The sequence below is a fragment of the Streptomyces sp. NPDC050528 genome (assembly GCF_044457795.1).
Taxonomy (GTDB): Bacteria; Actinomycetota; Actinomycetes; order Streptomycetales; family Streptomycetaceae; genus Streptomyces.
On the sequence record NZ_JBITHH010000004.1, the window covers coordinates 415,592 to 439,315 of the forward strand.

Here is a 23,724-nt window from a genome sequence, read left to right on the forward strand (position 1 = left end):
GACGTCGAGGCGCGAAAACGGGTGGCGAGCGCGGCCGGTGGGACGCTGGACGACATGCAGCAGCCGTACGAATCCCCAGCCGCCGTACCCGTCCTGAGCAGGCCCCGGGACACGATGCGCGTCCTGGTCGTGGACGACGACCCGACCGTCGCCGAGGTCGTCTCCGGATATCTCGACCGTGCCGGATACGTCGTGGACCGCGCCGAGGACGGGCCGGAGGCTCTCGCCCGGGCCGCCGCCCACTGGCCCGACCTGGTGGTGCTCGACCTGATGCTGCCGGGCATCGACGGCCTTGAAGTATGCCGCCGGCTGCGCGGCCACGGCCCCGTGCCGGTCATCATGCTCACGGCCCGCGGCGACGAGGACGACCGCATCCTCGGCCTGGAGGTCGGCGCCGACGACTACGTCACCAAGCCGTTCAGCCCGCGCGAACTGGTCCTGCGCGTCGAGTCGGTGCTACGGCGCACTCGGCCCGCGACCGCCGCACGCACCCTGCGATCGGCTGGCCTCTCTGCCGACCCGGCCGGCCGCCGTGCCACCAAGAACGGCACCGAACTCGCCCTTACGGTAAGGGAGTTCGACCTTCTCACCTTCTTCCTGCGAAACCCTGGGCGGGTGTTCAGCCGGGAGGACCTCATGCGGGAGGTGTGGGGGTGGGACTTCGGTGACCTCTCGACGGTCACCGTGCATGTGCGGCGGCTGCGAGCCAAGGTCGAGGACGATCCCGGGCGGCCCCGGCTGATCCAGACGGTGTGGGGCGTCGGGTACCGCTTCGAGTCCACCGGCACGGTCGGCACCGGGGAGGGCTGATCATGCGCGACATATCACTCATCGCTCTGTTCGCCTTTCTCGGTGCTGCCGGTGCCGGGGTGCTGGGTGCGGGCGCGTTGTGGCTGCTGCGCCGGCGGTCGCTCACCGCGTCCGTGTCCGTGGTCGCCGCCGTCGCCGTGACCGCGATGCTCGCCGGCACCCTGGCCGTGGCCCAGGCGATGTTCCTCTCCTCGCACGATCTGACCGTCGTCACCACCGTCGTCGCCATGGCGGCCGTGGTCTCCCTGGCCACGGCCCTGCTGCTCGGCCAGTGGGTCGTCGCCCGCAGCCGTGAACTCGCCCTCGCCGCCCGCGACTTCGGCGACGACGGCGACTTCTCCGCCCCAGGCCGTCCGACGACTGCCGAACTGGCCGCCCTGAGCCGGGAGTTGGCCGCCACCAGCGCCAAGCTCGCCGAATCCCGCGACCGTGAACGGGCGTTGGAGTCCTCACGCCGTGAACTCGTCGCCTGGATCTCCCACGACCTGCGCACTCCGCTGGCCGGTCTCCGCGCGATGTCCGAGGCCCTGGAGGACGGCGTCGCCGCCGACCCCGCCCGCTACCTGCGCCAGATCCGCACCGAGGTGGAACGCCTCAACGACATGGTCGGCGACCTCTTCGAACTTTCCCGCATCCACGCCGGGACACTCACTCTCTCCCCTTCACGGATGTCCCTGTACGACCTGATCGGCGATGCCCTCGCGGGAGCCGATCCGCTCGCACGTGAGCACGGTGTACGGCTGGTCGGCGACTGGATCGAACCGGTGCCGGTCGAGGTGGACGGCAAGGAGATGAGCCGGGTGCTGGGGAACCTGCTGGTCAACGCGATCCGGCGGACACCGGCCGACGGCACGGTCGCCGTCGCCGCCGAGCGGTCCGCCGACGGGGTCGTCCTGTCCGTGACAGACGGCTGCGGCGGCATCCCGGAGGAGGATCTGCCGCGCGTCTTCGACACCGGGTGGCGCGGCACCCACGCGCGGACTCCGCCGGCCGGTGCCGGGCTCGGCCTCGCGATCGTGCGCGGCATCGTGGAGGCCCACCAGGGCCGGGCGGCCGTACGGAACGTGTCCGGCGGCTGCCGCTTCGAGGTGACGCTGCCCATGGCCGAGGCGTGAACGCCGGAGACGTCCTCGGCCGGCTACTGCTCCCCGCGCAGCTTCGACGTCGCGAACTCGCGCATCCCCTCCGTGAATTCGACGTCGGCCTTCCAGCCCAGCTCGGCCCGTAGCCGGGACGAGTCCGCCGTGATGTGGCGGACGTCCCCGAGCCGGTACTCCCCGGTCACCACGGGGGCGGGCCCGCCATATGCGGCGGCCAGCGCGTGCGCCATCTCGCCGACCGTGTGGGGGTCCCCGCTGCCGGTGTTGTACGCGGTCAGCGCCCCCTCCCGGGGCTCGGACTCAAGAGCCGCCACGTTGGCCGCGGCCACATCCCGGACGTGTACGAAGTCCCGCCGCTGGCCGCCGTCCTCGAAGACGCGCGGCGATTCACCGCGCGCCAGCGCGGAGCGGAAGAAGGAGGCGACCCCCGCGTACGGGGTGTCGCGCGGCATCCGCGGACCGTACACGTTGTGGTAGCGCAGCGACACGGCCGAACCGCCGGTGGAGCGAGCCCACGCGGCCGCCAGATGCTCCTGGGCCAGCTTGGTCGTCGCGTACACGTTCCGGGGGTCGACCTGAGCGTCCTCACCCACCAGCCCCGGCGCCAACTCCGCACCGCAGCGCGGACACCGGGGCTCGAAACGCCCCGCGTCCAGATCGGCCACGGACCGGGGGCCCGGCCGCACCGGTCCGTGCTCCTCGCAGGCGTAGGCGCCCTCGCCGTAGACGACCATGGACCCGGCGAGCACGAGCCGCCGTACCCCCGCGTCGGCCATGGCGGTGAGCAGCACCGCCGTACCGAGGTCGTTGTGCGAGACGTAGTCGGCCGCGTCGCCGAACCTCGTCCCCAGTCCCACCATCGCCGCCTGGTGACACACTGCGTCCACATCCGGCAGCGCGGACGCGACCGCCTGGGGATTGCGCACGTCGTGGCCGTCGCGCAGGTCGAAGACGACCGCTTCGTGGCCGCGTGCGGTCAGTGCCTCGACGACATGGGACCCGATGAACCCGGCACCGCCGGTGACCAGTACTCGCATACACCCGACGCTAGGACCGCGACCCCGCCACGCGGCAGCACCACGCCCGTCACGTCACCGGTCCGTAAGACCTGACCAGCGCCTCGGCAGTGCCGCCCGAGACGCCATGGCCCGTCAGCCGGGCACGGGCGCGGCCCGGTTCTGCTCACTTGGGCGGCAGACCGGCGGCGAAGGCGTGTCCCTCGTCGACCCACCGGCCGAGCGCGTCGTCCTCGGCCAGGACCGAGGAGTCGACCAGGATCCAGCCGCGCATCGGGCGGCCCGTCATGTCGAAAACGCGGGTGCCGGGCCGGGCCAGAGCCGTGTCGGTGTGCTCGGGCCCGACGCGCACCATGAGGTCGTCACCGCTGACGCCCACGGCCATGTTCCCTCGGTACAGGAAGGCGATCCCGCCGAACATTCGCTTCTCGGTGACGCCCGGACGCACGCCCAGCCGTTCGCGTACGCGCTCGGCCAGCCCTTCGTCGTATGCCATGGGTCTCTCTCATTCCGTGCCGGTGAGCCTGAGTTCCAGGTCGCGCAGGTCCTTGCCGAGTGACGTGCGGACCTGGCGGGCCATGAGGGGAGCGGCCATCCGGTAGAAGCCGCCCCCGCCGCCCTGGACGCGGATACGGGCTGTCGTCCCGGCGGGGTGCGGGGCGAAGGTGTAGGTGACGTGCATGGGCATCGGCCCGGCCACCGACACCATGTCCAGCAGCCGAGGCGGTTCGTGTGCGGCGACGCGCAGGACGTAGTCGATGCGGCGGCCCAGAAAGTACGCCGTACGGGTGATCTCGGCCCCCACACCGAAACCACCGCTGTCGGCTTCCCTCGTCAGCTCCGCGCTACGGATGCCCTGCGTCCATTCGTCGTCGTGACGCCAGTCCATGGCGTACGTCGCCACCTGCTCCGGCGGAACGGGAATCACCCGTTGCGCGGACACGTCGATGGCCATCGCACCGCCGCCTTGTCGTCCTGCCCGGTGCCCGTCGCGCCCGGGGCCGAGTCCAGGATCCTCGTGATGGACGGCGGGCGCACGGTGTACGACCGGGCGCCGTGCGCAGGCGTCGGGTGCCGGTGCGTCGCAGAGGGACAGGCCTGGATCCGTGCGAGACGCTGTCGCCGAGCCGCGGCTCGGACCGGATGGGGGACTCGCCCCGGCGGTCTCGCCTGAAGGAGCCTCCATGACCCAGTCACCACCCGCCCCCGACCAGCTCGACGACCCGTACCGCTTCGACGAGCTGCGCGCCCTGTTCGTCAACTGCACACTCAAGCCGTCGCCGCAGCAGAGCCACACCGAGGGACTGATCGACAAGAGCCGGGCGATCATGGACGCGCACGGCGTCACCACGGACGTCGTACGCGCCGTCGACCACGACATCGCGCCGGGCGTCTACCCGGACATGACCGAGCACGGGTTCGCCACCGACGCGTGGCCGGCGTTGTACGAGCAGGTGATGGCCGCCGACATCCTGGTGCTGGCCGGGCCGATCTGGCTGGGCGACAACAGCTCGGTCATGAAGAAGGTCGTCGAGCGGCTCTACGGCGGTTCGGGACTGCTCAACTCCGCGGGCCAGTACGCCTATTACGGGCGCGTCGGCGGCTGCCTGATCACCGGCAACGAGGACGGTGTGAAGCACTGCGCGATGAACATCCTCTACAGCCTCCAGCACCTCGGCTACACCATCCCGCCGCAGGCCGACGCGGGCTGGATCGGCCCGGCGGGGCCCGGACCCTCGTACCTCGACCCCGGCTCGGACGGTCCGGAGAACGACTTCACCAACCGCAACACCACGTTCATGGCCTGGAACCTGATGCACCTGGCCGCCATGCTCAAACGCGCAGGGGGCATCCCGGCACACGGCAACCAGCGCTCCGAATGGGACGCCGGCTGCCGCCTCGACGCGGCCAACCCCGACTATCGCTGAGGCGTGCGCCGCAGCAGGATGTTCATCGCCGTCATGGTGAGCACGGGTTCGCCCCGCTGGTTGACCACCTCGATGGCGGTGTGCACGATGCCGCGGTCCGGCTTGGTCCGCGAGGCGCGGGCCTCCTGGATCGTCGTACGGATCGAGAGGCTGTCGCCGGGCTTGACCGGGCGGACCCAGCGCAGTTCGTCGATGCCGGGAGAGGCGAGGCTTGCGACCTCGCTGACGTAGTGGTCGGCGTACAGGCGCATCATGATGGCGCAGGTGTGCCAGCCGCTGGCGATCAGCCCCTTGAAGGGACCCTGTTCGGCGGCCTCGGGGTCGGTGTGGATGCTCTGCGGATCGAACTCGCCGGCGAACCGCAGGATGTCCTGCTCGGTCATGGTGATGCTGCCGTAGACGTACACCGAGCCCGGGATGTAGTCCTCGAAGAAGCGGTCCTGGGTCGGGGTGTCGAAGTCCGTGTCGCTCAGCGTCGTGGTGGCAGTGGTCGTCATTGGCGGCACGATAGCTGCGGGCGATGGCCGCGGGTACGGCCGACTGCCGCTCGGAGGCCCGGACCCCGAACCGGGCCCCACGAAATGAAGTAGGCGAAGCGGTCCTCCTGGAGTGATCGTGAGATATACCCGCCGACTCCTTCGCCGGGGTCCCGCAGGCACCTGGGTGTGCCGCCGACGGGTGCGGTGGACTAGACGGCGGTCCGGCCCGCGTCGGCCGCGACGGTGGCACCGGTGAGGTAGCCGGCACGGTCGGAGGCGAGGAAGAGGATCACCTCGGCGATCTCGCGCGGTGTCGCGAGCCGGCCGAGCACGGTGGTCTTGGCGAACTGTTCGGCGCCCTCCTCGCCCACGGTGGCCAGGACCATGTCGGTCCGCGTGGGGCCCGGCGCGACGGTGTTCACGCGCACACCGGCCGGACTGAACTCAGCGGCCCAGGTACGCGTCAGCGACTCCAGCGCGGCCTTGGTGGCGCTGTAGACGGACAGCCCGGGCAGGCCGATCCGGGCGGCCATGGTGCTGACGTTGACGATGGAGCCGGAGCCCCTGGCGAGCATCGCGGGAACCACGGCCGCGGTGAGGAGGTACGGGGCGCGGACGTTGGCCGCGAGGGCCTCGTCGAGCGTGCCCGGGTCCTGGTCCACGGTCGGCGCTCCGGGGAAGATCGCCGCGTTGTTGACCAGGATGTCGACCGGTCCGGCCGCTTCGGCGAGGCGGCGCAGCGCGGCCGGGTCGGTGAGGTCTGCGGCGACGAAGCGCGCCCTGCCGCCGGTGTCCGTGATCGACCGTACGGTCGCGGCCCCGCGCTCCGCGTTGCGGCCGGAGACGACGACCTCGGCGCCGGCCGCGGCCATCAGCCGGGCCGTCTCGGCGCCGATGCCGCCGGTCGAGCCGGTGATGAGGGCGACCTTGTCGGAGAGCTCCATGCTGGGTCCTTCCAGGGATCCCGGCCGCTGAATGCGGCCTGACTGGGTTGTCTGACCCAGAATTGCGCGCAAAAAATGGGTTGTCCAATCCAGAATCTGTTAGCGTTGTCGCCATGAGCACCGAGACGCGACGGCCCGCCGAGAAGAGACTGACCCGCAAGGGGCAGGAGACCCGGCGCCGGATCGTGGCCGCGGCGGCGCAGTTGATGTACGAGCGGGGTGTGACGGAGGCGACGCTGGAGGACGTGCGGACCGCCGCCGGGGTGAGCGGCTCGCAGATCTACCACTACTTCGCCGACAAGCAGGAGCTGCTGCTGGCCGTGATCGACCACCAGACCGGGGCCGTCCTGGGCATGCAGGAGGCGCTCTTCGCCGACCTCGACAGCATGGCGGGCCTACGGCGGTGGCGGAACGCACTGGTCGAGTACCAGCGGCGGCTGCAGTGCCGAGGCGGCTGCCCGATCGGCTCGCTGGGCAGCGAGGTCGCCGAGACCAACCCCGAGGCCCGGCTCGCGGTGGCTTCCGGATTCCTGCGCTGGGAGTCCGCGATCCGTGACGGACTGCGAGCCATGCACGCGCGCGGCGAACTCGACACCGACCCGGACGACCTCGCCCTGGCCACCCTGGCGGCACTGCAGGGGGGCCTTCTGCTCACTCAGATCCAGCGCGAGGTCAGACCGTTGGAGGTGGCGCTGGACTCGATGCTCGACCACATCGAGTCGAGTGTGAAACGGCACTGATACCCCGGGGGCTGCCCGTGCTGCCGCCGCGCGATCGCGGGGTATTGCGCGTCGTCCGTTCCTCACGCCGCCCTGTCCCCTCGTGCTCGAGTCGGTTTCTCCGGGCCCGGCAATCGGGGGAGCGCGGGTCAGGACCTTCGCGGGCTGTCGGACGCAGAGGGGCAGACCATGCCGTCCGGAGGCGGTGCATGCGGCACTTCGGCCCCGGCGTCCGGCCGGACTCGGCGAACGGGCCACGCCGCAGACCTGCAAGGGCGCCGAGCCGGTGAACCCGTCCGATTCCCCTTCGGTCCAGTCGGTGACGGCACGCCGGGTGGCGGCGGCGTCGTTCGGGCCACGCCGTCGAGAACCCGACGAGGCCGGCCGGTCGCGCCCGGTGTGTACGCGCCGTTGTATCACTCGTATCCGGTGCGGCGCGGTTCCGTGGCGAAGTCGTCGCCGGTCGCCAAGTGCCCTGCTGCCCGGCCCTGTTGAGCCCGTAGGCCGGACCGCGGGGATGGCCCAACTCTTCGTGGGGTTCACGGGGTTCGTGGCAGGCTCCCTGTCGAGATCCATGTCGATCCATCGTGCCGGTTCCACCGGTCGGCCGTGAGAAGTCGATCCGGCCGGATGGGGTCAGCGGACGCTACGGCGACGCAGGACGCGTGCCGCACGGCTGCGTGAGGTTCCCGCGCCGGCTTTCATCGCGCATTCTGATCATCCGCAAGGGCAACTCCGCACGGTCAAACCGCGCTCGTCCTCGTCGCCCCCGCCGCCACGGTCATGACCGTTCCGCTGCTGAGCCGACTGGACCGCCGCGACGCCGGTTCACGGTCGGCCGAGGAGGCACACGAGGGCGAGGAGCCGGTGGCGCGACCTTGAACCGAGCGGGGCGCGCGGCAGGACCTCCCTGCAACTCCCGCCAACGCGCGCGGAGTTGTTACGGGAAACTGACGTGACGGCCGAATCCCTACCGGCTCACTCACCCCATGGGCAACTCTGGTCCCCGTTCTCCACCGACCCCGCGGTGGCGGCGAAGGCCCGAGGAGCGGCGTATGAGCAGGCACATCAGGCGAAGGTCACCGTTACAGATCAGGCTGACGGTCGTCGGAGCGGGCATTCTCGCCGCCGCGGCGGCCGTGACGGCGGTGACCGTCGCCTCGGCGGGGGAGCCCTCGCGCGTGCACGACGTCGTGAAGAAGGCCGAGGCCGGGGCCGACCACGTGGTCTTCGTGCAGGGCAACGAGCTCAAGGGCAACACGATCCATGTCTTCAAGCGCGCCCAGGACGGCACGCTGAGCGCCGCGGGCAGCTACGCCACCGGCGGCAAGGGCGGCGACCAGGTCGACGCGCCCACCGACTCACTCGCCTCCCAGGGCTCACTCGTCTACGACGACCGGTCCCGGCTGCTCCTCGCGGTCAACGCGGGCAGCAACACCGTGACGTCGTTCCGGGTCGAGGGCCAGAAACTGACAGGCCGTCAAGTGGTGGGTTCCGGGGGTGACTTCCCCGCCTCGATCGCGGTCTCGGGACGCATTGCCTACGTCATGAACGCGGGCGGCGCGGGCAGCGTCCAGGGGTTCGGCCTCACGGCCAAGGGCCTGGCACCGTTGAGTGACACACACCGTTCGCTCGGGCTGGACAACGAGAAGGTGCCGCTCTTCAGCAGTTCACCCGGCCAGGTCGCGTTCACCCCCGGCGGCCGTGAGCTGGTCGTCACGACCAAGTCAGCCAACACGCTTGAGGTCTTCCCGATGTCCCGTGCGGGACGGCCCGCGCGGAAGGCGAAGGTCAACGACTCGGCCGGTGCCGTGCCGTTCGCGATCACCTTCGACAAGGGCGGCCGGATGCTGGTGGCCGAGGCCAAGGACTCGACGGTCAGCACGTACAAGGTGCGCGCCGACGGCACCCTCAAGACCGTCCGGAAGAGCCTGCCCAACGGCCAGGACACGCTGTGCTGGCTGGAGCGCGCGGGTGACTTCTTCTTCGGCGGCAACACCGGCAACTCGACCGTCACCGGCTACCGCACGGACCGCCACGGCAAGTTGGCGCTCACTAACGACGTCGGCGTCGCCACCCCGCCGTCCGCCAAGTCCCAGGGCGTCATCGACCTGGCGGTGACGAAGGACCAGAAGTTCCTGTACGTGCAGAACGCGACGTCCGGCACCGTCGACGGCTTCCGCATCGGCCGTAACGGCACGCTGACCAAGGTCGGCACGACCACGGGACTGCCTCCCTTCGCCGAGTCCGGCATGGAGGGCATCGCCGCGGTGTAAAGAAGCGGCCACCGCGGCCAGGGCGCCCCGGACATCACCTGTCCGGGGCGCCAGGCGCTGTCAGCACGCCGTGCTCGTCGGCGAAGATCCGCCGGAGTCGCCCGTTGCGGAGGCCGTAGAACGCGCCGCCGAACCCCAGGGGGAGGTCTGTGGGTGGTGTCCAGGTTCACGGTGGACGGCTGCGCGATGGTGGCGAGGTGTCGGCACGTGGGAGCAGGCGAGTCTCACCGTTCACGATCAGGGCTGCGGGAACTGGTAGCGATGGTGAGCCTCTGCTTGACCAGGGATCCCCGCAGCCGCGGACGGGTCTTCGTGATCCAGGGAGAGGGCGCTCGTGAAGCCGTGCCCGTACAGGGCGTCCACGACGGCGGTGACGGATTGCTGGCGGGCACCACTGGAAGCCGGAGTCGGCTCGCATCGCTGAAGCACCGTTTGTGCGCGGTGTGGTGACTGGGGTCCTCCGGGTGTCTTGTCCGATGGGGCGGTCCTGCTACGCGAGTACGTGACGTCGTTGCCGCCCACGGTGAGTTGCAGACGGCTAACAAGATCTTTTCGCTCGGGAGGACCACCGGCTACGGTCCGGCCAAGCGGTGCGAGTATCCGTGCAAGGTGCTGAAACTGGGTAACACCTACCGGGTGGTGACCGCCAACCTTCAGCGTCTCCTGGCACTCGATGGGCCGGCAGACGTGCCGTCGCAGGGCCATAGGGGTGCTCCCATGCAAGAAGAAGGGACACGGAATCGCTGCCCAGGGCACGGTCGCCCTGGTCGCCGCCCACACCTTCGTCTTCTTCTTCACCGTCTCCTGTGGCGTCATCCTGTGGGTCATGGTCGGCGAGATGTTCCCCTTCCCCTTCCCCATCCGAGCTGCCGCGATGTCCGTGGCCACGGCCTTCAACTGGCCCGCCAACTGGGCCGTCACGGAGAGCTTTCCGCGCATGGCGGACTGCTGGGGCAGGCGGGCGGGGAAGGGCGACCTCAGGCATACTGTGCGCGCCGATCGCCGGGATGGAACGCTGGGGGCGTCCATCTATCTGGTGTTGAAGAAGGCCACGGCGTGAGTACGAGGGCGGTGTGGGCGGCGGCAAGGACCTGATGGCGACACCGCGCACCTCAGGTGACGGCCCGATCGTTCCCCTCGAGGGGCGGCGTCCGGTACTGCTCCGACCAGGCTTCGCCCGGACCGGCACCCCGTTGCTCATTCTGCGGTGATCCGCCCGCCCGGCGACCCGCGAGCTCACCGAGCCCGCCAAGAGCGATCAGAAACGATCGACTGGCGGACCCGGTAGCTCGGACTCGACGACTACGTCGGCAGCCAGGTCACCAGATCGAACGCGTTGCCCGCCGGGTCGGCGAGCGTGGTCCAGCGGACCTCCGGGAGACTGACCTCGTCGATCGGCTTGGCGCCCAGGCCGGTCAACCGCTCGATCTCTTCGGCGTAGTACTCGGTGACCAGGACGGGACGGAACCCGTTGTTGGCCGTGCCGACCTCGGGGACGGTGTGGAAGATCATGCGAGGGCCGCTCTCGGGGCCGGCCATGTCGACCGCCGTGTCCCCGGCGACCTTGCCCGGGCTGACCGGGCGGCCGAGGGCCTGCCCCCAGAAGCCCGCCAGGGCGTCGGAATCGGTGCAGTCGATGTTCAGGGCGGCGAAACTCACACGGGCAGGGGCGGTCATGATTGCTTGCTTCCTTTCGGTGGGTTCATTCATGTCGGTGGGTTCAGTCATGGACGACCACGTTCGGTGTACGGCGCCGGCGGCTCTCCTGTCGGCCGGGACCGGTCGCCCTTCCGTGACGGTCGCGCTGTCACTCCGTCTCGGAGATCACGTCGAATTCGTTGCCTTCCGGATCCAGGAGGGTGGTCCAGCGCATGCCGCCCGGCTTGAGATCCGCCTTCCAGGTCGCGCCGAGGCCGATCAGCCGCTCGACTTCCGCCTCAAGGTCCGCGGTGATCAGGTCCGGGTGCATCCGGTTCTTCGCCGATTTGCCCTCGGGGACCTGAACGAAGCACCAGCGCGGCTCGGACCGGTCGGAGTCGCGCAGCCCGATGGAGGCGAACTCCTTACTCGCGCCCGGATCCAGCTCCTGACTGAGCGCCTGTGCCCAGAATCCGCCTAGTACGGCGGCGTCCGCGCAGTCGAAGGTCACCGCGTGCAGTCGGATCGTCATGATTCCTCTTCTCCTCTGGTGGAGAGCACTGGCCAGCACACCTCAGTGACCAGACCGTGCTCGTCGTTGGTGTCGAACCGGCTCACCAGGTAGTTCTCCCGGATCGCCGTGCGTGTACGTGAACCCAGACCTTGTTCGGCGACGAAACCGCCCAACGCGGTGTAGGTCCGGTCGAGTTCGCTCAGTGAGCCGCGATGCACCGCCACCGCCACCGGGCCCTCCGGCAACCGGCCCCCGATCCGACCGGCGGACGCGTCGAGTGGAATGAACGCGGTGACCTCGCCCACGTGTGATTCGAAGAACTCCGCGCTGTAGAGCGCGCCGTCCGGACCACCACGGAGACCGGCGTCCGAGCCGAGATCCCGGCGCAGGCCGGCGAGCGTGTCGGGCAGCCACTCGAAGGCCTCGTCCCAGGCCACCCGCGCGCTGACCAGCAAGGCCTGGGTACCGGTCAGGGTGTGGAAGGCGACGTCCGGTGAGGGGGATCCACCGCCTTCGAGCAGTTGACGCAGAGAGGCCACCGCGGTCTGGGTCTGCTCCAGTTGGCGCTCCATGCTGCGCAGGTGGTCGGCGATCACCTGTTCACGCACGGTTGGGTCGGTCGCGTTCAGTACGACCCTGACCTGGTCCAGTGGCATGCCCAGATCTCGGAAGCGCCGGATGAGTTGGGCCGTAGGGCCCTGGGCCGTGGCGTAGAACCGATAGCCGCTGCTCGGGTCGATCCGCGCAGGACGCAGCAGGTCCAGATCGTGGTAATGGCGCAGGGCTTTGACACTGATATGGGTCAGCCGGGAGAAGTCCCCGATGCTCAGCAAAGGGGCCATCAGTTCTTCCTCCCGTCCCGGCGGGCCGTCCGAGGGCGCACGTCGCCGACTACGACGGCCACGCCCGCCGGGTCCACGGCGGCGAACGCCCCACGGCCCGAGGCGATCGTCGAACCCGCCGCACCCGCAGCGGCCTTGTGAGCAGATGAGGCACTCAATACGGACAAGGCGCTCATCGCGGAATCTCCTTCCAGGTGTCGTTCAACCGATGTCACGACTCTCGGCTCTCCCCTTACAGGAGGGTCAACAGGTGATCCATTCGTGCCGCCAGCGTTCGAGGATGTCCGCGAGCAGGGTGGCCATGGCGGCGTCGTCGAGTCGGGCCGCGTCCCAGGTGGTGATGAACCGGGTGATGCGGCCGACCACGTCGAGTGCGACCCCGATGATCCGGTGACTGCCGGCGAATCCGTCGCCGATCCACGCGTAGTCGTGTCCCCGGCCGTTGCTGAGAGTGCGGCGCACGGTGACGCCGACGCCGTAGGGAAGACGGGTGTGGGCCCGGCTGACGTAGGTGCCGATGGCGTCGATGGCCGAGGCGCCGGTGAACTCGGTGTTCGGCGCGAGGTCCTCGAAGGCGGTGTCCTCGGCGAACAGTCCGGCCGTGTCGTCGGCGGTGAGGGCGACGCGTGGGCGGCCGAGTGCCCGACGCCGGGCCGGAGCGGAACATTCGGCGAGGTGTTCTTCGCCGTAGGCCGTCGGAAAACGGAGGTTGGAGGTGCACGGCGCGTTGGCGACGGCGATGCCCAAGCGACGCCCTTCCCAGGAGTCGACCTCGCGCCTGATGAGGCCGTGGAGGAAGTCGACGGCAGCGATCGCCCGGATCTCGCGGCCGAAGAGTTCCGGCGAGTCGGTGAACTCGACGATCGCGCTGTTCTCGTCTCCGGTACTTCGGGTGACGTGGGAACGCGTGGTGCCGGGCCATGCCGGCATGTACTGCGCGAAGGCCGCCTGCAGGGCCGTCCAGCTCGGCATGTACCAGCCCGGGGGGCGTTCGTGTAATACGGCGTATTCGCGGAGAAGCGCGACGTGAAGCGGCTGACGTCGAGGGCGGTCTTGTCGCGCATCAGGTGGTCGATCCGGCGTACGAGTAGGGGAGTCGCGTGCGTGACGTCCATCGGTGGATCCGGGAGGGGGTCGGGCGGCGCGCTCCGGGTTGCGGCGAGGGCGGGTGCCGGGCCGGCCAGGACCGTGGCGGCGGGGATCACCCCCGCTTCTCCGAGGACGACGGCACGGCTGGTGGGCTGGTGCACGGTGGCTCCTCACATCTGGCTTCGACGTTCACCAACGGGTGTCACGACTTTCAGCCCTCCTCCCCTCTACGGGAGCGTCACCATGTGATCCACCGAGCGCCGCGAGTATCAGCAATCAACGGGCTCACCAGCACTGGAACGTCGGAGGCCGGCCCGTCTGCGTGGCTCATCGACGACCAGTCGATGCGGTCCAGATCGTTGATCATGGGCGGCACTATGCCGGAGGGCACTGACATCGGCCGTGTCCCGTACCAAGAACGCAGGTAGATCCGGGATGGGCGGAGGGCGAGTGGGTTGGTGTGCGGGGCCGACGGAACCGGGTAACGTCCTTGTCATGTTCTTCCAGGCGCCGATTTACGAGTGAGAGCGTGATGGGCCTCTGTAGACGTCTTTCGACGTCGCCGCCCGTCCCCCACCGATGAATCCGTAGATCACTTCACTTCACATCACTACCGGGAGAACCCGTGACCGTGAGCAAGAACATCAACAACCCCGTGGGCATGGGCGGCGGCCAGCGCAAGAAGCTGTCCCGCGCCGAACGGCAGAACCACGGTCCGCACCGCAACCTCGACCGCCAGGGTGCGGCCGATCTGAAGGCGGAGCTGGTGCGCAAGATGCGCGAGAAGGCACGCGCGGCCGAGGACGCCGGGCAGGCGGGCGACAACACCGCACAGAGCTGACGCACGGCCGCCGTGGGGCGGCACCGCACGGGGCAGGGCCCGGACCGCACGTCGCGGTCCGGGCCCTGCTGCCGTACCGGGCGCGGCCGATCCCGCTCCCGACCGTGTCCTTTTCCTTCGCCGCGCCGCTGCATGCCCGGATGACACCGCCCGTGGCTTTGACGTTGGCTACCCGCACCCGGGCGATCATTGAGGCGGCCGCGCTGTTCCGGGGTTTTCTACCTGAGCGTGCGGAGTTTGGGCAGCGGAGCCGCGTACGTTCCGCTCTTGCTGGTGGTGAGGCGGCGGTGGGCCAGTGACTCGACGAGGGCGACCGCACAGCTGACGCCGTCGACCACCGGGATGCCTAGCCGGTCGGTCATGCGGGTGTCCAGTCCGGTCATGCCGGCGCAGCCGAGGCAGATGACCTCGGCACCGGCGGCCATGGCCTGGCGGGACGCGTCGATGAACGCCTGCTCGGTGGTGGCCGGGTCGAGTTCGAGGTCGAGTACGCCCAGGCCGGTGGCGAAGACGCCGGCGCAGCGGTCCAGGAGTCCGGCGGTGCGCAGGCTGTCCTCGATGGGGCCTTGGGCCCGGGCGAGTGTGGTGACGACGGCGAAGCGGCGGCCCAGGACGAGGGAGTAGAGGGCGGCGGCCTCCGTGATGTCGACGACCGGGACGTCGAGGAGTTCGCGTGCCCCTTCGCGACCGTGTTCGCCGAAGCCCGCCATGACCACCCCGTCAACCGGCTGATCGAGGTTCTGGAGCAGGTCCAGGACGGAAGCCGCGCTGAGGAAGCTGTCGAACCAGCCCTCCGCGGACGCCACGCCCCAGGTGGGGGTGAGGGGCAGGATGTGGGTGCCGGGCAGGGCGACGGCACGCGCGCCGGAGGCGATGGTCTCGGTCATGGCGGTGCTGGTGTTGCAGTTCACCACGGCGATCACGGTCATCGTGCCGCTCCCGCTCCCGCTCGCGCTACCGCTGTGAGGCGTAGGCCCGAAGTGCCGTACGCCGTGCGGGTGTTGATGCCGATTCCGGCGGTACGGGCTCGGTCCACGGCCAGTGCCGCGTAGGCGAGGTCCTGGAGGGCGATGCCGACCGAGTTGAACAGGGTCACCTGCTGCGGATCGGTGCGACCCGGGGTCAATTCGGCCAGGACCGCGCCGAGTTCACGGCTGAAGGTCTCGGCCGTCGTGATGCCTTCCGCGATCGAGAGCACGGCTTCTCCGGACTTCAGGAGTTGGGTGGGGGTGCTGTCCACGACGACCGAGGCGCGGGCCATGCCCGCCGCATCGATCTCGCGGTGGTCGGGGCGGGGTGGCGCGCCGACCGCGTTGACGTGCAGTCCCGGGCGGAACCACTCCCCATGGACGACGGGGAACCGGGCCGGGGTGAGGGTGCAGACGATGTCCGCAGCCTCGACCACGCACTGCGGATCGGGTGCCTCGACGACCTCGACGACATCGCCCACCGCGTCGTGAAAGGCGCACAAGGTGGCGGCGGAACGGGACCAGACGTGCACGGTGTCGATGGCGCGGACCTCCCGCAGCGCGTGCACGTGCTCGATTGCGAGCCGCCCCGCGCCGACCAGGCCCAGCACGCGGGCGTCCGGGCGGGCGAGCGCGTCGGTGGCCACCGCACTCGCCGCCGCCGTACGCGTCCGGGTGCCGATCTCGCCGTCGAGTACGGCGAGGCACTCTCCCGTGCGCGCGTCCAGGAGCAGGACCGTCGAACGCTGGGTGGGCAGACCGGCCGCACGGTTGTCGGGTGCGTCGGACATGACCTTGACCGCCGACAGGCCCAGCCGGTGGGAGGTGGCGGCCATCGGCAGGAATTGTGTTGTGCCCGTTCCCGGCAGAACCACGGGGGCGGGCTGTTCGGCCCGGCCCTCGGCGAGGTCGATGAGTGCGGTGCGTACGGCGGCGATGACCTCGGCGCGGCTGACCAGCCCGGTGAGGTCGGCGGAGCCGAGCAGCAGCGTCATCGGTAGTCCGCCATGAAGCTGTCGTCGGCGAGGGAGTCGTAGGAAGGCGCGGTGCGCACCAGGCCGCCCTCCGCCAGGATGCGCATCCAGCGGTCGCTGGCGCTCTGGTCGATCGCGACGGTGTCCCATACGGCGCTCTCCGCCATCTGGTGTTGTGCCTCGCGCAGGATGCCCTGGTCCTTCTCGGGCCAGCGGCGCTTGAGGATGGCGTCGATGGTGTGCGGGTCGACGGTCGGTACGAGTCGCATCGCGGTGTCGATGCCGGCGACGAACCGGGTGATGCGGTCGCGGAGTTCGGCCACGCGCTCGGTGCGGCAGTAGTAGACGCTGTTGGGCATGATGCCGCCGTCGTCGAGGTGGCGGAAGACGATCCGGGCGGCGCCGGACGCCTCCAGTTCGGTGGCGGTGACCAGGTCGGCGATGATGGCGTCGCCGAGTCCGGCGGTGAACAGTTCCACGAGCATCGCCGTGGAAAGGTCGCGGACGAAGCGGATGCCTGTCGGGTCCACGCCCGCCTCGCGCAGCAGTCCGGCGGTGAACTCGTAGGGGGCGCTGCCGCCCGCGCCGGGGGCCAGGACGACCTTGCCGAGCAGGTCCTCCAGGGAGAAGTCGTCGGAGCCGCCGTCCCGTACCGCGATGGCCATCGGGAACTGGTGGTTGAGCTGGCACACGACGCTCAACTCGCGTTCGCTGCCCGCGTACATGGCCGGTACCCACAGGCCGCCGAGCGCGATGTCGGCGCGGCCGGATTCGAGGTCGTCGAGGACCCCGGTCCAGGGGTCGCAGGCGGCGGCGGTGACATCGAGTCCCGCGTCGTGGAAGAGACCTTCCTGGTCGGCGAGGTATTCGGGGAGGTAGTTCAGGCCGTTGGCGGTGGCGGAGATGCTGAGCTTGTCCATGTTGGTGGTCCTCTCTAGGGGATGAAGGGGTACGGGGTGCGGGTGCCGCTGGTCAGGCGCGGGTCGGGGTGGGGGCCGTTGTCTCGTTGACCTCTTCGAGCGTGCGGCTGCGGGTCTCGGGGGCGAACCGGGAGGCGATGACGAGCGCCGCGTACATCACCGCGACCATCCCGAAGACACCGGCGAAGGAGAACCGGTCCCACAGCGCGACGGCGGCGAAGGGCATGACGGCTCCGGCGATGTTGCCGATGCCGTTGACGATGGAGGTGCCGCTGGCCCGGATCGGGGTCGGGTACAGCTCGGGGGACCAGACGGCGAGGGTCGTGTTGGTGAGCATGGTGAAGAACTGGAAGAGCGCGCCCAGGATGAGGATCGCCGCGGTCTCGTGGGCGAACACCGCGAAGGCGACGGCGGTGAGGCAGCCCAGGCTGCCGGCCACGCCGATGACCGACCGCCTGCCGTAACGCCCCGCGAGCAGCGCCGAGGCGCAGGCCCCGAGCAGCGAGCCGACGTTCATGATCATCGTGTAGAGCAGGCTGTCGGACAGGGTGTAGCCGCGCTCGGTCAGCAGCGTCGGCATCAGGAAGTTGAGGGTGACCTGGGCGCCGAAGGCCATCCATGACGCGGCGCCGATGGTGACCGTACGGGACAGGACCGTAGGGCCGAAGACCGCCGCCGGTGACGCCTTCACCTGGCGAGCGGGGATGTCCGCCTCGGTCAGCACGGGCGGGACGGACGCCGGTAGGCGTTTCGGGTCGAGCCGGTCGCCGGTGAGACGGGCCAGGGAGTGGTTGGCGTCGTCGACGCGGCCCTGGGAGAGGAGGAAGCGGGGGGTCTCCGGCAGGCGCCTTCGGTATACCACCACGATCAGGGCGGGCAGGGCGAGGAGCACGAACGTCCAGCGCCACACCAGGTGGTCGCCGCCGAGCGCGGGGGCGAGCGGGCCCAGAAGCAGGAGGAAGAGGCCGTAGGAGAGGAAGTTGCCTACGCCGCCGGAGCCGACGTTGAGGATGGCGACGAGCGTGCCGCGGTGGCGGGTGGCGACCATCTCGCACAGCATCGCGATGCCGATGGTGAACTCGCCGCCCAGGCCGATCCCCACGATCAGTCGACTCGCCAGCAGGGTCGGGTAGTTCATCGCCACGGCGCTGAGCAGGCCGCCCAGGGTGTAGACGAGGAGATTGACGCTGAGCGAGGTGCGGCGGCCGTAGCGGTCGGCGATCCAGCCGCCCGCGAACCGGCCGATCAGGCCGCCGATCACGGTGAAGCTGTTGATCGCCGTCAGTTCGTTGTTGCCGATGTGCAGGGACGACTTGATGAGGCTGCCCATCGCCCCGACGGAGTTCTGCTCCAGGGTGTCGAAGAACATCCCGGCCAGGATGATCATGAGAACCCAGAACTGGGCGCGGGTGAAGCCGGCTTCGTCCAGGGCCCGCGCGAGGGTGTTGGTCGCCGGGCGGGCCGTTGTCGGCGCGGAGAGCTGCGGGGCGCTCATGCGGCACCTGCCGGGGATGCCGGTGCGGGGGTCGGTGCTGCGGTCGGGGTCAAGGTCGGGGTCGTGTTGTCCAGGTGACTCGGTTCGGTGCGATCCATGAGGGCCTCCGTCAACCAGTGAGTGCTATTGGTATACCAACGACGATTCGGTGGCCACAGGGCTGCGATGTTAACTCGGTGTAAGGGGTGGGGGCTTCAGATTCCATCCCGGTTAAAACACCAGGTGGGAGTGGGTGGTTGATGGATGCGGATGGCGTGAATGTCGATCAAGGGGCTTGATGGCCCAAACGGAGCCTCGGCTATCTTGTATGCCATGTCACTCACGGACTCCTCCGGCACCGACGGCCGCTCCTTGGTCCACAAGGTCTACGAGTACCTGCGGGACGGCATCATCGAAGGCGAACTGCCGCCCGGCACAAGGCTGTTGGAGCGCGAGCTGTCCGAGCGCCTCGACGTCTCCCGGATTCCGATCCGCGAGGCGCTGCCCCAGCTCGAAGCGGAAGGGCTGATCACCACGCTGCCCCGGCGCGGATCGATGGTCACCCAGCTGACCCTGCGCGACATCGACGAACTGTTCAGCGTGCGCACGAGCCTCGAAGTGCTCGCCGCCCGCCTCGCCAGCGGACAGGCCGCCGAGCGCTCCACCGCGCTGCTCTCACCCGCCTTCGCCCGCGCCGAGCTCGCCACGGCCGAAGGGCAACAGGCCGAGATCGCCGCCGCCAACGCGGCCTTCCACGAAGCGATCGTGCGGCTGTCGGGCAGCCGCCTGCTCAACTCGCTGATGGCGCCCATCAGCGCCCGGGTGCGCTGGCTGTTCCGGCTGACCTCCGACCGCGACCCGGGCATCCTGTGCACCGAACACCGCGAGCTGTACGAGGCGATCTGCGCCGGCGATACCGAACTCGCCGCGTCCCTGGCCTTCGTGCATGTGGAGCGGGGGCGGCGTCCGTCGCTGGAGTCGCTGGCCGGGGTGCTGCCGGCGGGTATCGACCCCGCCGAGGAGGACGGGGTGGGGTGAGCGGTGGTCGGGCGCGGGTACTCAGGGCGGAACCGGCTTACCGCCAGGGCCGGTTCCTGACGTCGATCACGTTCATGCCTGCGGCCGTGGCTGTCGTAATGCCCTCGTCGGTGTCCTCGTGGGCGAGGCACCGGTCGGGGGTCACGTGCAGGAGTTGGGCGTCGTGGAGGTAGGCGTCGTGCGCTGGCCGCGGCGCACGAGACGTCCTGCTGCGCCACATGTCACTCCGGAACGTCGACGGAGCAGAGGTCGGACGCGTCCGCGTGGACGAGGCCCGGGTCCACGTGGTCACCCCGCCGGAGGCGGACCGGGACGATCCGCGGGTCTACCTCGACATCCACGGCGGTGCGTTGTTCGTCGGAGGCGGCGACTGCTGCCGCGCGACCGGAATCGCCACTGCCCAGCGGGTCCGGATACGTACCTGGGCGGTCGACTACCGCATGCCGCCCGATCGCCCGTACCCGGCCGCGCTCGACGACTGCGTCACCGTCCACCGGGCCCTGCTCAAGGAACGAAGCCCGCACGACATCGTCGTCGCGGGTACGTCCGAAGGCCGCAATCTCACGGCCGCACTCCTGCTGCGGGTCAGGGACGAGGGATTGCCGTTGCCGGCTGCCTAACTCTTACTCGGTCCCGAACTGGATCTCACCGAATCCGGTGACTCCTTCCGCGCCAACCTCGGCGTCGACACCGTGCTCACCCGAGGAACCCTGCCCGTGAACCTGCTCTACGCAGGCGACCGCGACCTGACCGATCCGTATCTGTCGCCCCTCTCCGGCGACTTCTCCGCGGGTTTCCGCCCACCCTGCTCGCGAGCGGTACCCGGGACCTGTTCCTGTCCAACGCGGTACGTATGCACCGCGCGCTGCGAGCGGCAGGGCCCCCGGCAGACCTCCATGTATTCGAAGCCGCACCCCGCGGACTGATGCCGTCGGGCACGCTGGAGGTCGAGTAACTCCTCCAGGAAATCCCCCGGCCGACCGGACGGTGATCGGAACGGCCACGGGAGGCGATCTGGGTGACGACAAGCGCGAGGGCGACCAGATCATGAAAAGATCCGACGCACCTTTCTCCGTGAGAACTCTCGACGAAGCGAACCGCATGCCCTGGCGAGCCGGAAAACTCCTGCGCAGGGTGCAGAGGAGCGGCAGGACGGGGGTTCTGCTGATCGCCGAGATCAGAGAGCCGATCCGAAGTTTTACCGACAGGGCGGGTGTCGTGTCCATCCGCGAGAACGGCCTGGAGATCTGTTCTCGGGACCGCTTCGTCAAAGCCCCGAAATTCGTCGAGCTTGCACCTGGTCCTCATGACATGGAATTTTTGGTAATTCGCCTGAGGGCAAGCAGGACCAGCTCATTCCGGAGAGCCGTGGAGCTGCGCGAGGGTGACGTCCTGGTTGCACTGTGCGATCCGGTGCAGCCGAACACCTTCTACAGGAAAAGCCGGCCTGTGGACTCCTGGTTCGTCGGAATCCTTTCGCCGCCGGGGAAGCGTTGACGGGACGGAAGCAGAACACGTCGGCCTTCTCCGGGCGGAGCCGTCAGCCGCATGGCCGAACTGTAGGCTCCACCCCCGCCCGCCGCGCGGTAGTTTGACCATGTTTTCCCCGGCTCCCGGCTTCAGAACTACGGGCTGTAGGGTGCTGGAAACCCTACAAACTGTAGGGGGGAGGGGTGGGCAATGTCCGGCAGCGCGTACGCCACACTCGCCGGGACCCGACGGCTCGGAGCGCCGACCGCGTCCCGCCGTTCGGAGTACCCGCTCGCCGTGGTGGCGGTGGTCTTCACCCTGGCCCAACTGGTCTTCGTACGCCCCGGGTTGGGCCTCGGCTGGGACGAGTCCGTGTACGTCAGCCAGATCAGCACGCACGCCCCCGCCGCCTTCTTCAGCGCACCCCGCTCCCGCGGCATCTCCCTCCTCGTCGCCCCCGTCACCTCCTGGTCCTCGTCCACCACCCTGCTCCGCGTCTACCTCGCCGCCCTCTCCGGCCTCGCCCTGTTCCTCGCCCTCCGCACCTGGCGCGGCCTCTTCCCGACCCGCGTCCTCGCCCTGGCGGGCGCCCTGTTCGCCTCCCTCTGGGTGACCCTCTTCTACGGTCCGCAGGCCATGCCCAACTACTGGGTCGCCGTGGGCGCCCTCGCCGCCGCGGGCTGCTGCCTGCGCGCCCGGGCCGACGGCTCCGACCGGGCCGCCCTGTGGGGCCTGGCGGCGAGCGCGTCCCTGATGGCGTGGATGCGGCCGACCGACGCGGTGTGGGCGACGCTGCCGTTGCTCGTTCTCGTGGTGGCCGGCCGACGCCGGCGCCTCCTCGTCGTCCTCCTTGCCGGGCTCGCGTCCGGAGCCGTGGAGTGGGTGATCGAGGCGTACGTCAGTTACGGCGGCCTGACCGAGCGGCTGCACGAGGCCTCGGCCATCGAGGGCGGACTGGGTTGGAACGTCGCGGTGCTCGACCAGCTGCGCAGCTTGGGCGGACGCGCCCTGTGCCGCCCGTGCACGGGGGAGATGCCCAACCCGGTGGTCGACGTGTGGTGGCTCGTGCTGCCCGTCTTCGCCGTCGTCGGACTCGTCGTGGCGGTCCGGGCGCGGCGCACGACGGCCACCCTCGTCCCGCTCGCCTGTGCCGCCACGGCCGCCTTCCCGTACCTGTTCATGATCGGCTACGCCGCCCCGCGCTTCCTGCTGCCCGCCTACGCGCTGGTCGCGATCCCGGTCGCCGACGCGCTGATCCACCTGGTCACCAGACCGACCGGAGCCTGGCGGAGAGTGGCCGTGACCCTGCTCGCGGTGGGGCTCGCCGGGCATCTGGCGGTCCAACTCGCCGTCCTGGAACGAACGGTGAGCCGTACGAACACCCAGCACCGCGACTGGTCCCGCACCGCCGACGAACTCCACCGCCTCGGCGTCCGCAAGCCCTGCCTGCTCACCGGCCAGGACGCCATCCCGATCGCGTTCTCCATGGGCTGTGGCTCCGCCGCGACCGGGGGGCACAACGCCAACATCTCCCGTACGGCCCTCGACCGTACGGCGCTTCGCATGCCCGTCGCCGCCATCACGCCGGCCGGCGGCCGCCCACCGACGTACGCCCGCGACTGGACCGTGCACCGTTACGGCACGCTGGACCTCCGGGTCTCCCCGAGCGCGGAGAAGGGCGGAGGCGGATGACGGCACCGCCCACGCCCACCCGGACGACGACCCCCAACCGCCGCCGACATGCCTACTGGCAGAGCGCGTTGACCCTCGTCGTCCTGGTCGCCGTCGTCTGTCTCGTGCGACGGCACTGGCCCGTCCTCGCGCGCGGAGCCGGGCAGCTCGCCGTCGCCGATCAGGGATGGCTGCTGGTGGCGGCGACCGCCGCGCTCGGGACCTGGGTGTGCTCGGCGCTCGCCCAGCAGGGCGCCGTGCCCCAACGGCTGCCCGGCGGACGGCTGGTGGCCGCGCAGCTCGCCGCGTCCGCCGCCAACCATGTACTGCCCGCCGGACTCGGCGCCGGTGCCGTCAACCTGCGCTTCCTGATGCGCTGCGGGCTGCCGGTCGGCCGTTCGGCCAGCGCTCTCGCCGTCAAGGCCACCGCAGGCGTGGTCGTCCGGATCGTACTGATCGGCGTCCTCGCCGCGGTCTGCCCGGGCGTGCTGCGCGTCCCGGACATCTCTCTGGGCGTGGTGGGTGTCGTACTCGCCGTCCTCGTGCTTGTGACCGTGCTGCTCAACTGCCCGCTGTGGCCCCGGTGTCGGCGCGCTGTCGGCACGGTGCTGACCGACATCCGGGCCGTGCACGTCCGGCCGCACCGGGCGGCTGCCCTGTGGGGCGGCTCGCTGGCCTTCGCCGCGCTGAACTGTCTGGTGCTGATCTGTGTCACCCAGGCCGTCGAACTGCCCCTGTCCCCGGCCCGGGTGGCGCTGCTGTACCTCGCCGCCAGCAGCGCCGCCGCTCTGCTGCCCACACCGGGCGGTATCGGTTCCCTCGACGCCGCCCTGGTCTTCGCGCTCACCGCCTCGGGAACCACGGCGTCGGCCGCCGCCTCCGTCGTCCTCGGCTACCGGTTGCTCACCGTGTGGCTGCCGTTGATCCCCGGTCTGCTGGTGCTCGGGGTGCTGGTGCGGCGCAAGGCGCTCTGATCCCCACTGCGTTTCCCCCGCGGCCGGTTCAGGTAGGAG

28 protein-coding genes and 1 pseudogene are annotated in these 23,724 nt (G+C 70.0%); 13 read left to right on the forward strand and 16 right to left on the reverse strand.

Annotated features, from left to right (window positions below; all coding sequences use genetic code 11):
• The first annotated feature begins 54 nt into the window (after positions 1 to 54).
• Complete coding sequence (locus ACIBK4_RS16810) at positions 55 to 810, forward strand: response regulator transcription factor (protein WP_398995487.1); 756 nt, start codon at positions 55 to 57, stop codon at positions 808 to 810.
• Positions 811 to 812: 2 nt separating this feature from the next.
• The gene (locus ACIBK4_RS16815) at positions 813 to 1,925 is read left to right on the forward strand and encodes a sensor histidine kinase (RefSeq protein WP_398995488.1); all 1,113 of its coding nucleotides are present in this window, start codon (positions 813 to 815) and stop codon (positions 1,923 to 1,925) included.
• 23 nt (positions 1,926 to 1,948) lie between these two features.
• On the opposite strand, the gene ACIBK4_RS16820 is transcribed toward ACIBK4_RS16815, so the two are convergent.
• From ACIBK4_RS16820 to ACIBK4_RS16830, 3 genes are all read right to left on the reverse strand, one after another.
• The gene (locus ACIBK4_RS16820) at positions 1,949 to 2,947 is read right to left on the reverse strand and encodes an NAD-dependent epimerase/dehydratase family protein (RefSeq protein ID WP_398995489.1); all 999 of its coding nucleotides are present in this window, start codon (positions 2,945 to 2,947) and stop codon (positions 1,949 to 1,951) included.
• A 145-nt stretch (positions 2,948 to 3,092) separates the two neighbouring features.
• Complete coding sequence (locus ACIBK4_RS16825; protein WP_398995490.1) at positions 3,093 to 3,422, reverse strand: TfoX/Sxy family protein; 330 nt, start codon at positions 3,420 to 3,422, stop codon at positions 3,093 to 3,095.
• A 9-nt stretch (positions 3,423 to 3,431) separates the two neighbouring features.
• Positions 3,432 to 3,881 carry an SRPBCC family protein gene (locus tag ACIBK4_RS16830; RefSeq protein ID WP_398995491.1) on the reverse strand — a complete coding sequence of 150 codons (450 nt, stop codon included), beginning with the start codon at positions 3,879 to 3,881 and terminating at the stop codon, positions 3,432 to 3,434.
• 229 nt (positions 3,882 to 4,110) lie between these two features.
• Here ACIBK4_RS16830 and ACIBK4_RS16835 point away from each other — a divergent pair, with 229 nt between their 5' ends.
• Positions 4,111 to 4,854, forward strand: coding sequence for a flavodoxin family protein (locus ACIBK4_RS16835; protein ID WP_398995492.1), 744 nt, complete (start codon positions 4,111 to 4,113; stop codon positions 4,852 to 4,854).
• Here ACIBK4_RS16835 and ACIBK4_RS16840 read toward each other — a convergent pair.
• The gene (locus tag ACIBK4_RS16840; protein WP_398995493.1) at positions 4,845 to 5,351 is read right to left on the reverse strand and encodes a MaoC family dehydratase; all 507 of its coding nucleotides are present in this window, start codon (positions 5,349 to 5,351) and stop codon (positions 4,845 to 4,847) included. The genes ACIBK4_RS16835 and ACIBK4_RS16840 overlap by 10 nt on opposite strands.
• Before the next feature lie 191 nt (positions 5,352 to 5,542).
• Complete coding sequence (locus ACIBK4_RS16845) at positions 5,543 to 6,277, reverse strand: SDR family NAD(P)-dependent oxidoreductase (RefSeq protein ID WP_398995494.1); 735 nt, start codon at positions 6,275 to 6,277, stop codon at positions 5,543 to 5,545.
• 113 nt (positions 6,278 to 6,390) lie between these two features.
• On the opposite strand from ACIBK4_RS16845, the gene ACIBK4_RS16850 reads away from it, so the two are divergent.
• From ACIBK4_RS16850 to ACIBK4_RS16860, 3 genes are all read left to right on the forward strand, one after another.
• Positions 6,391 to 7,017: a TetR/AcrR family transcriptional regulator gene (locus ACIBK4_RS16850; RefSeq protein WP_398995495.1), complete on the forward strand. Its 627-nt coding sequence runs from the start codon at positions 6,391 to 6,393 to the stop codon at positions 7,015 to 7,017.
• A 1,034-nt stretch (positions 7,018 to 8,051) separates the two neighbouring features.
• Complete coding sequence (locus tag ACIBK4_RS16855) at positions 8,052 to 9,272, forward strand: lactonase family protein (protein ID WP_398995496.1); 1,221 nt, start codon at positions 8,052 to 8,054, stop codon at positions 9,270 to 9,272.
• 709 nt (positions 9,273 to 9,981) lie between these two features.
• The gene (locus ACIBK4_RS16860; RefSeq protein WP_398995497.1) at positions 9,982 to 10,332 is read left to right on the forward strand and encodes an MFS transporter; all 351 of its coding nucleotides are present in this window, start codon (positions 9,982 to 9,984) and stop codon (positions 10,330 to 10,332) included.
• Positions 10,333 to 10,574: 242 nt separating this feature from the next.
• Here ACIBK4_RS16860 and ACIBK4_RS16865 read toward each other — a convergent pair whose 3' ends face one another.
• From ACIBK4_RS16865 to ACIBK4_RS16890, 6 genes are all read right to left on the reverse strand, one after another.
• Positions 10,575 to 10,949, reverse strand: coding sequence for a VOC family protein (locus ACIBK4_RS16865; protein WP_398995498.1), 375 nt, complete (start codon positions 10,947 to 10,949; stop codon positions 10,575 to 10,577).
• Between the two features lie 130 nt (positions 10,950 to 11,079).
• Positions 11,080 to 11,442, reverse strand: a complete 363-nt coding sequence (locus tag ACIBK4_RS16870) for a VOC family protein (RefSeq protein WP_398995499.1) — start codon at positions 11,440 to 11,442, stop codon at positions 11,080 to 11,082.
• Positions 11,439 to 12,266: a MerR family transcriptional regulator gene (locus ACIBK4_RS16875; RefSeq protein ID WP_398995500.1), complete on the reverse strand. Its 828-nt coding sequence runs from the start codon at positions 12,264 to 12,266 to the stop codon at positions 11,439 to 11,441. Before ACIBK4_RS16875 ends, ACIBK4_RS16870 begins: the two co-directional genes overlap by 4 nt.
• Entirely contained in the window at positions 12,266 to 12,442 is a 177-nt protein-coding gene (locus ACIBK4_RS16880; RefSeq protein ID WP_398995501.1) for a hypothetical protein, read from the reverse strand. Before ACIBK4_RS16880 ends, ACIBK4_RS16875 begins: the two co-directional genes overlap by 1 nt.
• A 67-nt stretch (positions 12,443 to 12,509) precedes the next feature.
• The gene (locus ACIBK4_RS16885; RefSeq protein WP_398995502.1) at positions 12,510 to 13,238 is read right to left on the reverse strand and encodes a hypothetical protein; all 729 of its coding nucleotides are present in this window, start codon (positions 13,236 to 13,238) and stop codon (positions 12,510 to 12,512) included.
• Positions 13,239 to 13,593: 355 nt separating this feature from the next.
• On the reverse strand, positions 13,594 to 13,722 hold the full coding sequence (locus tag ACIBK4_RS16890; protein ID WP_398995503.1) for a hypothetical protein: 129 nt from the start codon (positions 13,720 to 13,722) through the stop codon (positions 13,594 to 13,596).
• Between the two features lie 258 nt (positions 13,723 to 13,980).
• Between ACIBK4_RS16890 and ACIBK4_RS16895 the strand changes: the two genes are divergently transcribed.
• Entirely contained in the window at positions 13,981 to 14,196 is a 216-nt protein-coding gene (locus tag ACIBK4_RS16895; RefSeq protein WP_398995504.1) for a DUF6243 family protein, read from the forward strand.
• A gap of 218 nt (positions 14,197 to 14,414) precedes the next feature.
• On the opposite strand, the gene ACIBK4_RS16900 is transcribed toward ACIBK4_RS16895, so the two are convergent.
• Genes ACIBK4_RS16900 through ACIBK4_RS16915 form a run of 4 tightly spaced genes read right to left on the reverse strand, consistent with a single transcriptional unit; the run spans position 14,415 to position 18,553 of the window.
• Positions 14,415 to 15,125 (reverse strand): aspartate/glutamate racemase family protein, encoded by a 711-nt coding sequence (locus tag ACIBK4_RS16900; protein WP_398995505.1) that lies wholly within the window; start codon positions 15,123 to 15,125, stop codon positions 14,415 to 14,417.
• Positions 15,122 to 16,159 carry an ornithine cyclodeaminase family protein gene (locus ACIBK4_RS16905; RefSeq protein ID WP_398995506.1) on the reverse strand — a complete coding sequence of 346 codons (1,038 nt, stop codon included), beginning with the start codon at positions 16,157 to 16,159 and terminating at the stop codon, positions 15,122 to 15,124. The genes ACIBK4_RS16900 and ACIBK4_RS16905 overlap by 4 nt, the downstream gene beginning before the upstream one ends.
• The gene (locus ACIBK4_RS16910) at positions 16,156 to 17,058 is read right to left on the reverse strand and encodes an ABC transporter substrate-binding protein (protein ID WP_398995507.1); all 903 of its coding nucleotides are present in this window, start codon (positions 17,056 to 17,058) and stop codon (positions 16,156 to 16,158) included. The genes ACIBK4_RS16905 and ACIBK4_RS16910 overlap by 4 nt, the downstream gene beginning before the upstream one ends.
• A 52-nt stretch (positions 17,059 to 17,110) precedes the next feature.
• A complete protein-coding gene (locus ACIBK4_RS16915; protein ID WP_398995508.1) occupies positions 17,111 to 18,553 on the reverse strand; it encodes an MFS transporter in 1,443 nt (480 codons plus the stop codon).
• Positions 18,554 to 18,865: 312 nt separating this feature from the next.
• Between ACIBK4_RS16915 and ACIBK4_RS16920 the strand changes: the two genes are divergently transcribed.
• Complete coding sequence (locus ACIBK4_RS16920) at positions 18,866 to 19,570, forward strand: GntR family transcriptional regulator (protein WP_398995509.1); 705 nt, start codon at positions 18,866 to 18,868, stop codon at positions 19,568 to 19,570.
• Between the two features lie 37 nt (positions 19,571 to 19,607).
• On the opposite strand, the gene ACIBK4_RS16925 is transcribed toward ACIBK4_RS16920, so the two are convergent.
• Positions 19,608 to 19,790: an HAD-IA family hydrolase gene (locus ACIBK4_RS16925; RefSeq protein WP_398995510.1), complete on the reverse strand. Its 183-nt coding sequence runs from the start codon at positions 19,788 to 19,790 to the stop codon at positions 19,608 to 19,610.
• Between ACIBK4_RS16925 and ACIBK4_RS16930 the strand changes: the two genes are divergently transcribed.
• The 5 genes and pseudogenes from ACIBK4_RS16930 (at position 19,789) to ACIBK4_RS16950 (ending at position 23,685) form a co-directional block, all read left to right on the forward strand.
• Positions 19,789 to 20,190 (forward strand): alpha/beta hydrolase, encoded by a 402-nt coding sequence (locus ACIBK4_RS16930; protein WP_398995511.1) that lies wholly within the window; start codon positions 19,789 to 19,791, stop codon positions 20,188 to 20,190. The genes ACIBK4_RS16925 and ACIBK4_RS16930 overlap by 2 nt on opposite strands.
• Before the next feature lie 149 nt (positions 20,191 to 20,339).
• A pseudogene (locus ACIBK4_RS16935) lies at positions 20,340 to 20,525 on the forward strand (alpha/beta hydrolase); the annotation flags it as partial.
• 32 nt (positions 20,526 to 20,557) lie between these two features.
• Complete coding sequence (locus tag ACIBK4_RS16940) at positions 20,558 to 21,067, forward strand: hypothetical protein (protein ID WP_398995512.1); 510 nt, start codon at positions 20,558 to 20,560, stop codon at positions 21,065 to 21,067.
• 183 nt (positions 21,068 to 21,250) lie between these two features.
• A complete protein-coding gene (locus tag ACIBK4_RS16945) occupies positions 21,251 to 22,732 on the forward strand; it encodes a hypothetical protein (RefSeq protein ID WP_398995513.1) in 1,482 nt (493 codons plus the stop codon).
• Entirely contained in the window at positions 22,729 to 23,685 is a 957-nt protein-coding gene (locus ACIBK4_RS16950; protein ID WP_398995514.1) for a YbhN family protein, read from the forward strand. Before ACIBK4_RS16945 ends, ACIBK4_RS16950 begins: the two co-directional genes overlap by 4 nt.
• The last annotated feature ends 39 nt before the right edge of the window (positions 23,686 to 23,724 follow it).

Coding starts and splice junctions, on each gene's coding strand:
- ACIBK4_RS16810 (WP_398995487.1), top strand. CDS start 55: ATGCAGCAGCCGTACGAATCCCCAGCCGCCGTACCCGTCCTGAGCAGG.
- ACIBK4_RS16815 (WP_398995488.1), top strand. CDS start 813: ATGCGCGACATATCACTCATCGCTCTGTTCGCCTTTCTCGGTGCTGCC.
- ACIBK4_RS16820 (WP_398995489.1), bottom strand. CDS start 2,947: ATGCGAGTACTGGTCACCGGCGGTGCCGGGTTCATCGGGTCCCATGTC.
- ACIBK4_RS16825 (WP_398995490.1), bottom strand. CDS start 3,422: ATGGCATACGACGAAGGGCTGGCCGAGCGCGTACGCGAACGGCTGGGC.
- ACIBK4_RS16830 (WP_398995491.1), bottom strand. CDS start 3,881: ATGGCCATCGACGTGTCCGCGCAACGGGTGATTCCCGTTCCGCCGGAG.
- ACIBK4_RS16835 (WP_398995492.1), top strand. CDS start 4,111: ATGACCCAGTCACCACCCGCCCCCGACCAGCTCGACGACCCGTACCGC.
- ACIBK4_RS16840 (WP_398995493.1), bottom strand. CDS start 5,351: ATGACGACCACTGCCACCACGACGCTGAGCGACACGGACTTCGACACC.
- ACIBK4_RS16845 (WP_398995494.1), bottom strand. CDS start 6,277: ATGGAGCTCTCCGACAAGGTCGCCCTCATCACCGGCTCGACCGGCGGC.
- ACIBK4_RS16850 (WP_398995495.1), top strand. CDS start 6,391: ATGAGCACCGAGACGCGACGGCCCGCCGAGAAGAGACTGACCCGCAAG.
- ACIBK4_RS16855 (WP_398995496.1), top strand. CDS start 8,052: ATGAGCAGGCACATCAGGCGAAGGTCACCGTTACAGATCAGGCTGACG.
- ACIBK4_RS16865 (WP_398995498.1), bottom strand. CDS start 10,949: ATGACCGCCCCTGCCCGTGTGAGTTTCGCCGCCCTGAACATCGACTGC.
- ACIBK4_RS16870 (WP_398995499.1), bottom strand. CDS start 11,442: ATGACGATCCGACTGCACGCGGTGACCTTCGACTGCGCGGACGCCGCC.
- ACIBK4_RS16875 (WP_398995500.1), bottom strand. CDS start 12,266: ATGGCCCCTTTGCTGAGCATCGGGGACTTCTCCCGGCTGACCCATATC.
- ACIBK4_RS16880 (WP_398995501.1), bottom strand. CDS start 12,442: ATGAGCGCCTTGTCCGTATTGAGTGCCTCATCTGCTCACAAGGCCGCT.
- ACIBK4_RS16885 (WP_398995502.1), bottom strand. CDS start 13,238: ATGCCGAGCTGGACGGCCCTGCAGGCGGCCTTCGCGCAGTACATGCCG.
- ACIBK4_RS16890 (WP_398995503.1), bottom strand. CDS start 13,722: ATGATCAACGATCTGGACCGCATCGACTGGTCGTCGATGAGCCACGCA.
- ACIBK4_RS16900 (WP_398995505.1), bottom strand. CDS start 15,125: ATGACCGTGATCGCCGTGGTGAACTGCAACACCAGCACCGCCATGACC.
- ACIBK4_RS16905 (WP_398995506.1), bottom strand. CDS start 16,159: ATGACGCTGCTGCTCGGCTCCGCCGACCTCACCGGGCTGGTCAGCCGC.
- ACIBK4_RS16910 (WP_398995507.1), bottom strand. CDS start 17,058: ATGGACAAGCTCAGCATCTCCGCCACCGCCAACGGCCTGAACTACCTC.
- ACIBK4_RS16915 (WP_398995508.1), bottom strand. CDS start 18,553: ATGAGCGCCCCGCAGCTCTCCGCGCCGACAACGGCCCGCCCGGCGACC.
- ACIBK4_RS16920 (WP_398995509.1), top strand. CDS start 18,866: ATGTCACTCACGGACTCCTCCGGCACCGACGGCCGCTCCTTGGTCCAC.
- ACIBK4_RS16930 (WP_398995511.1), top strand. CDS start 19,789: ATGTCACTCCGGAACGTCGACGGAGCAGAGGTCGGACGCGTCCGCGTG.
- ACIBK4_RS16925 (WP_398995510.1), bottom strand. CDS start 19,790: ATGTGGCGCAGCAGGACGTCTCGTGCGCCGCGGCCAGCGCACGACGCC.
- ACIBK4_RS16945 (WP_398995513.1), top strand. CDS start 21,251: ATGTCCGGCAGCGCGTACGCCACACTCGCCGGGACCCGACGGCTCGGA.
- ACIBK4_RS16950 (WP_398995514.1), top strand. CDS start 22,729: ATGACGGCACCGCCCACGCCCACCCGGACGACGACCCCCAACCGCCGC.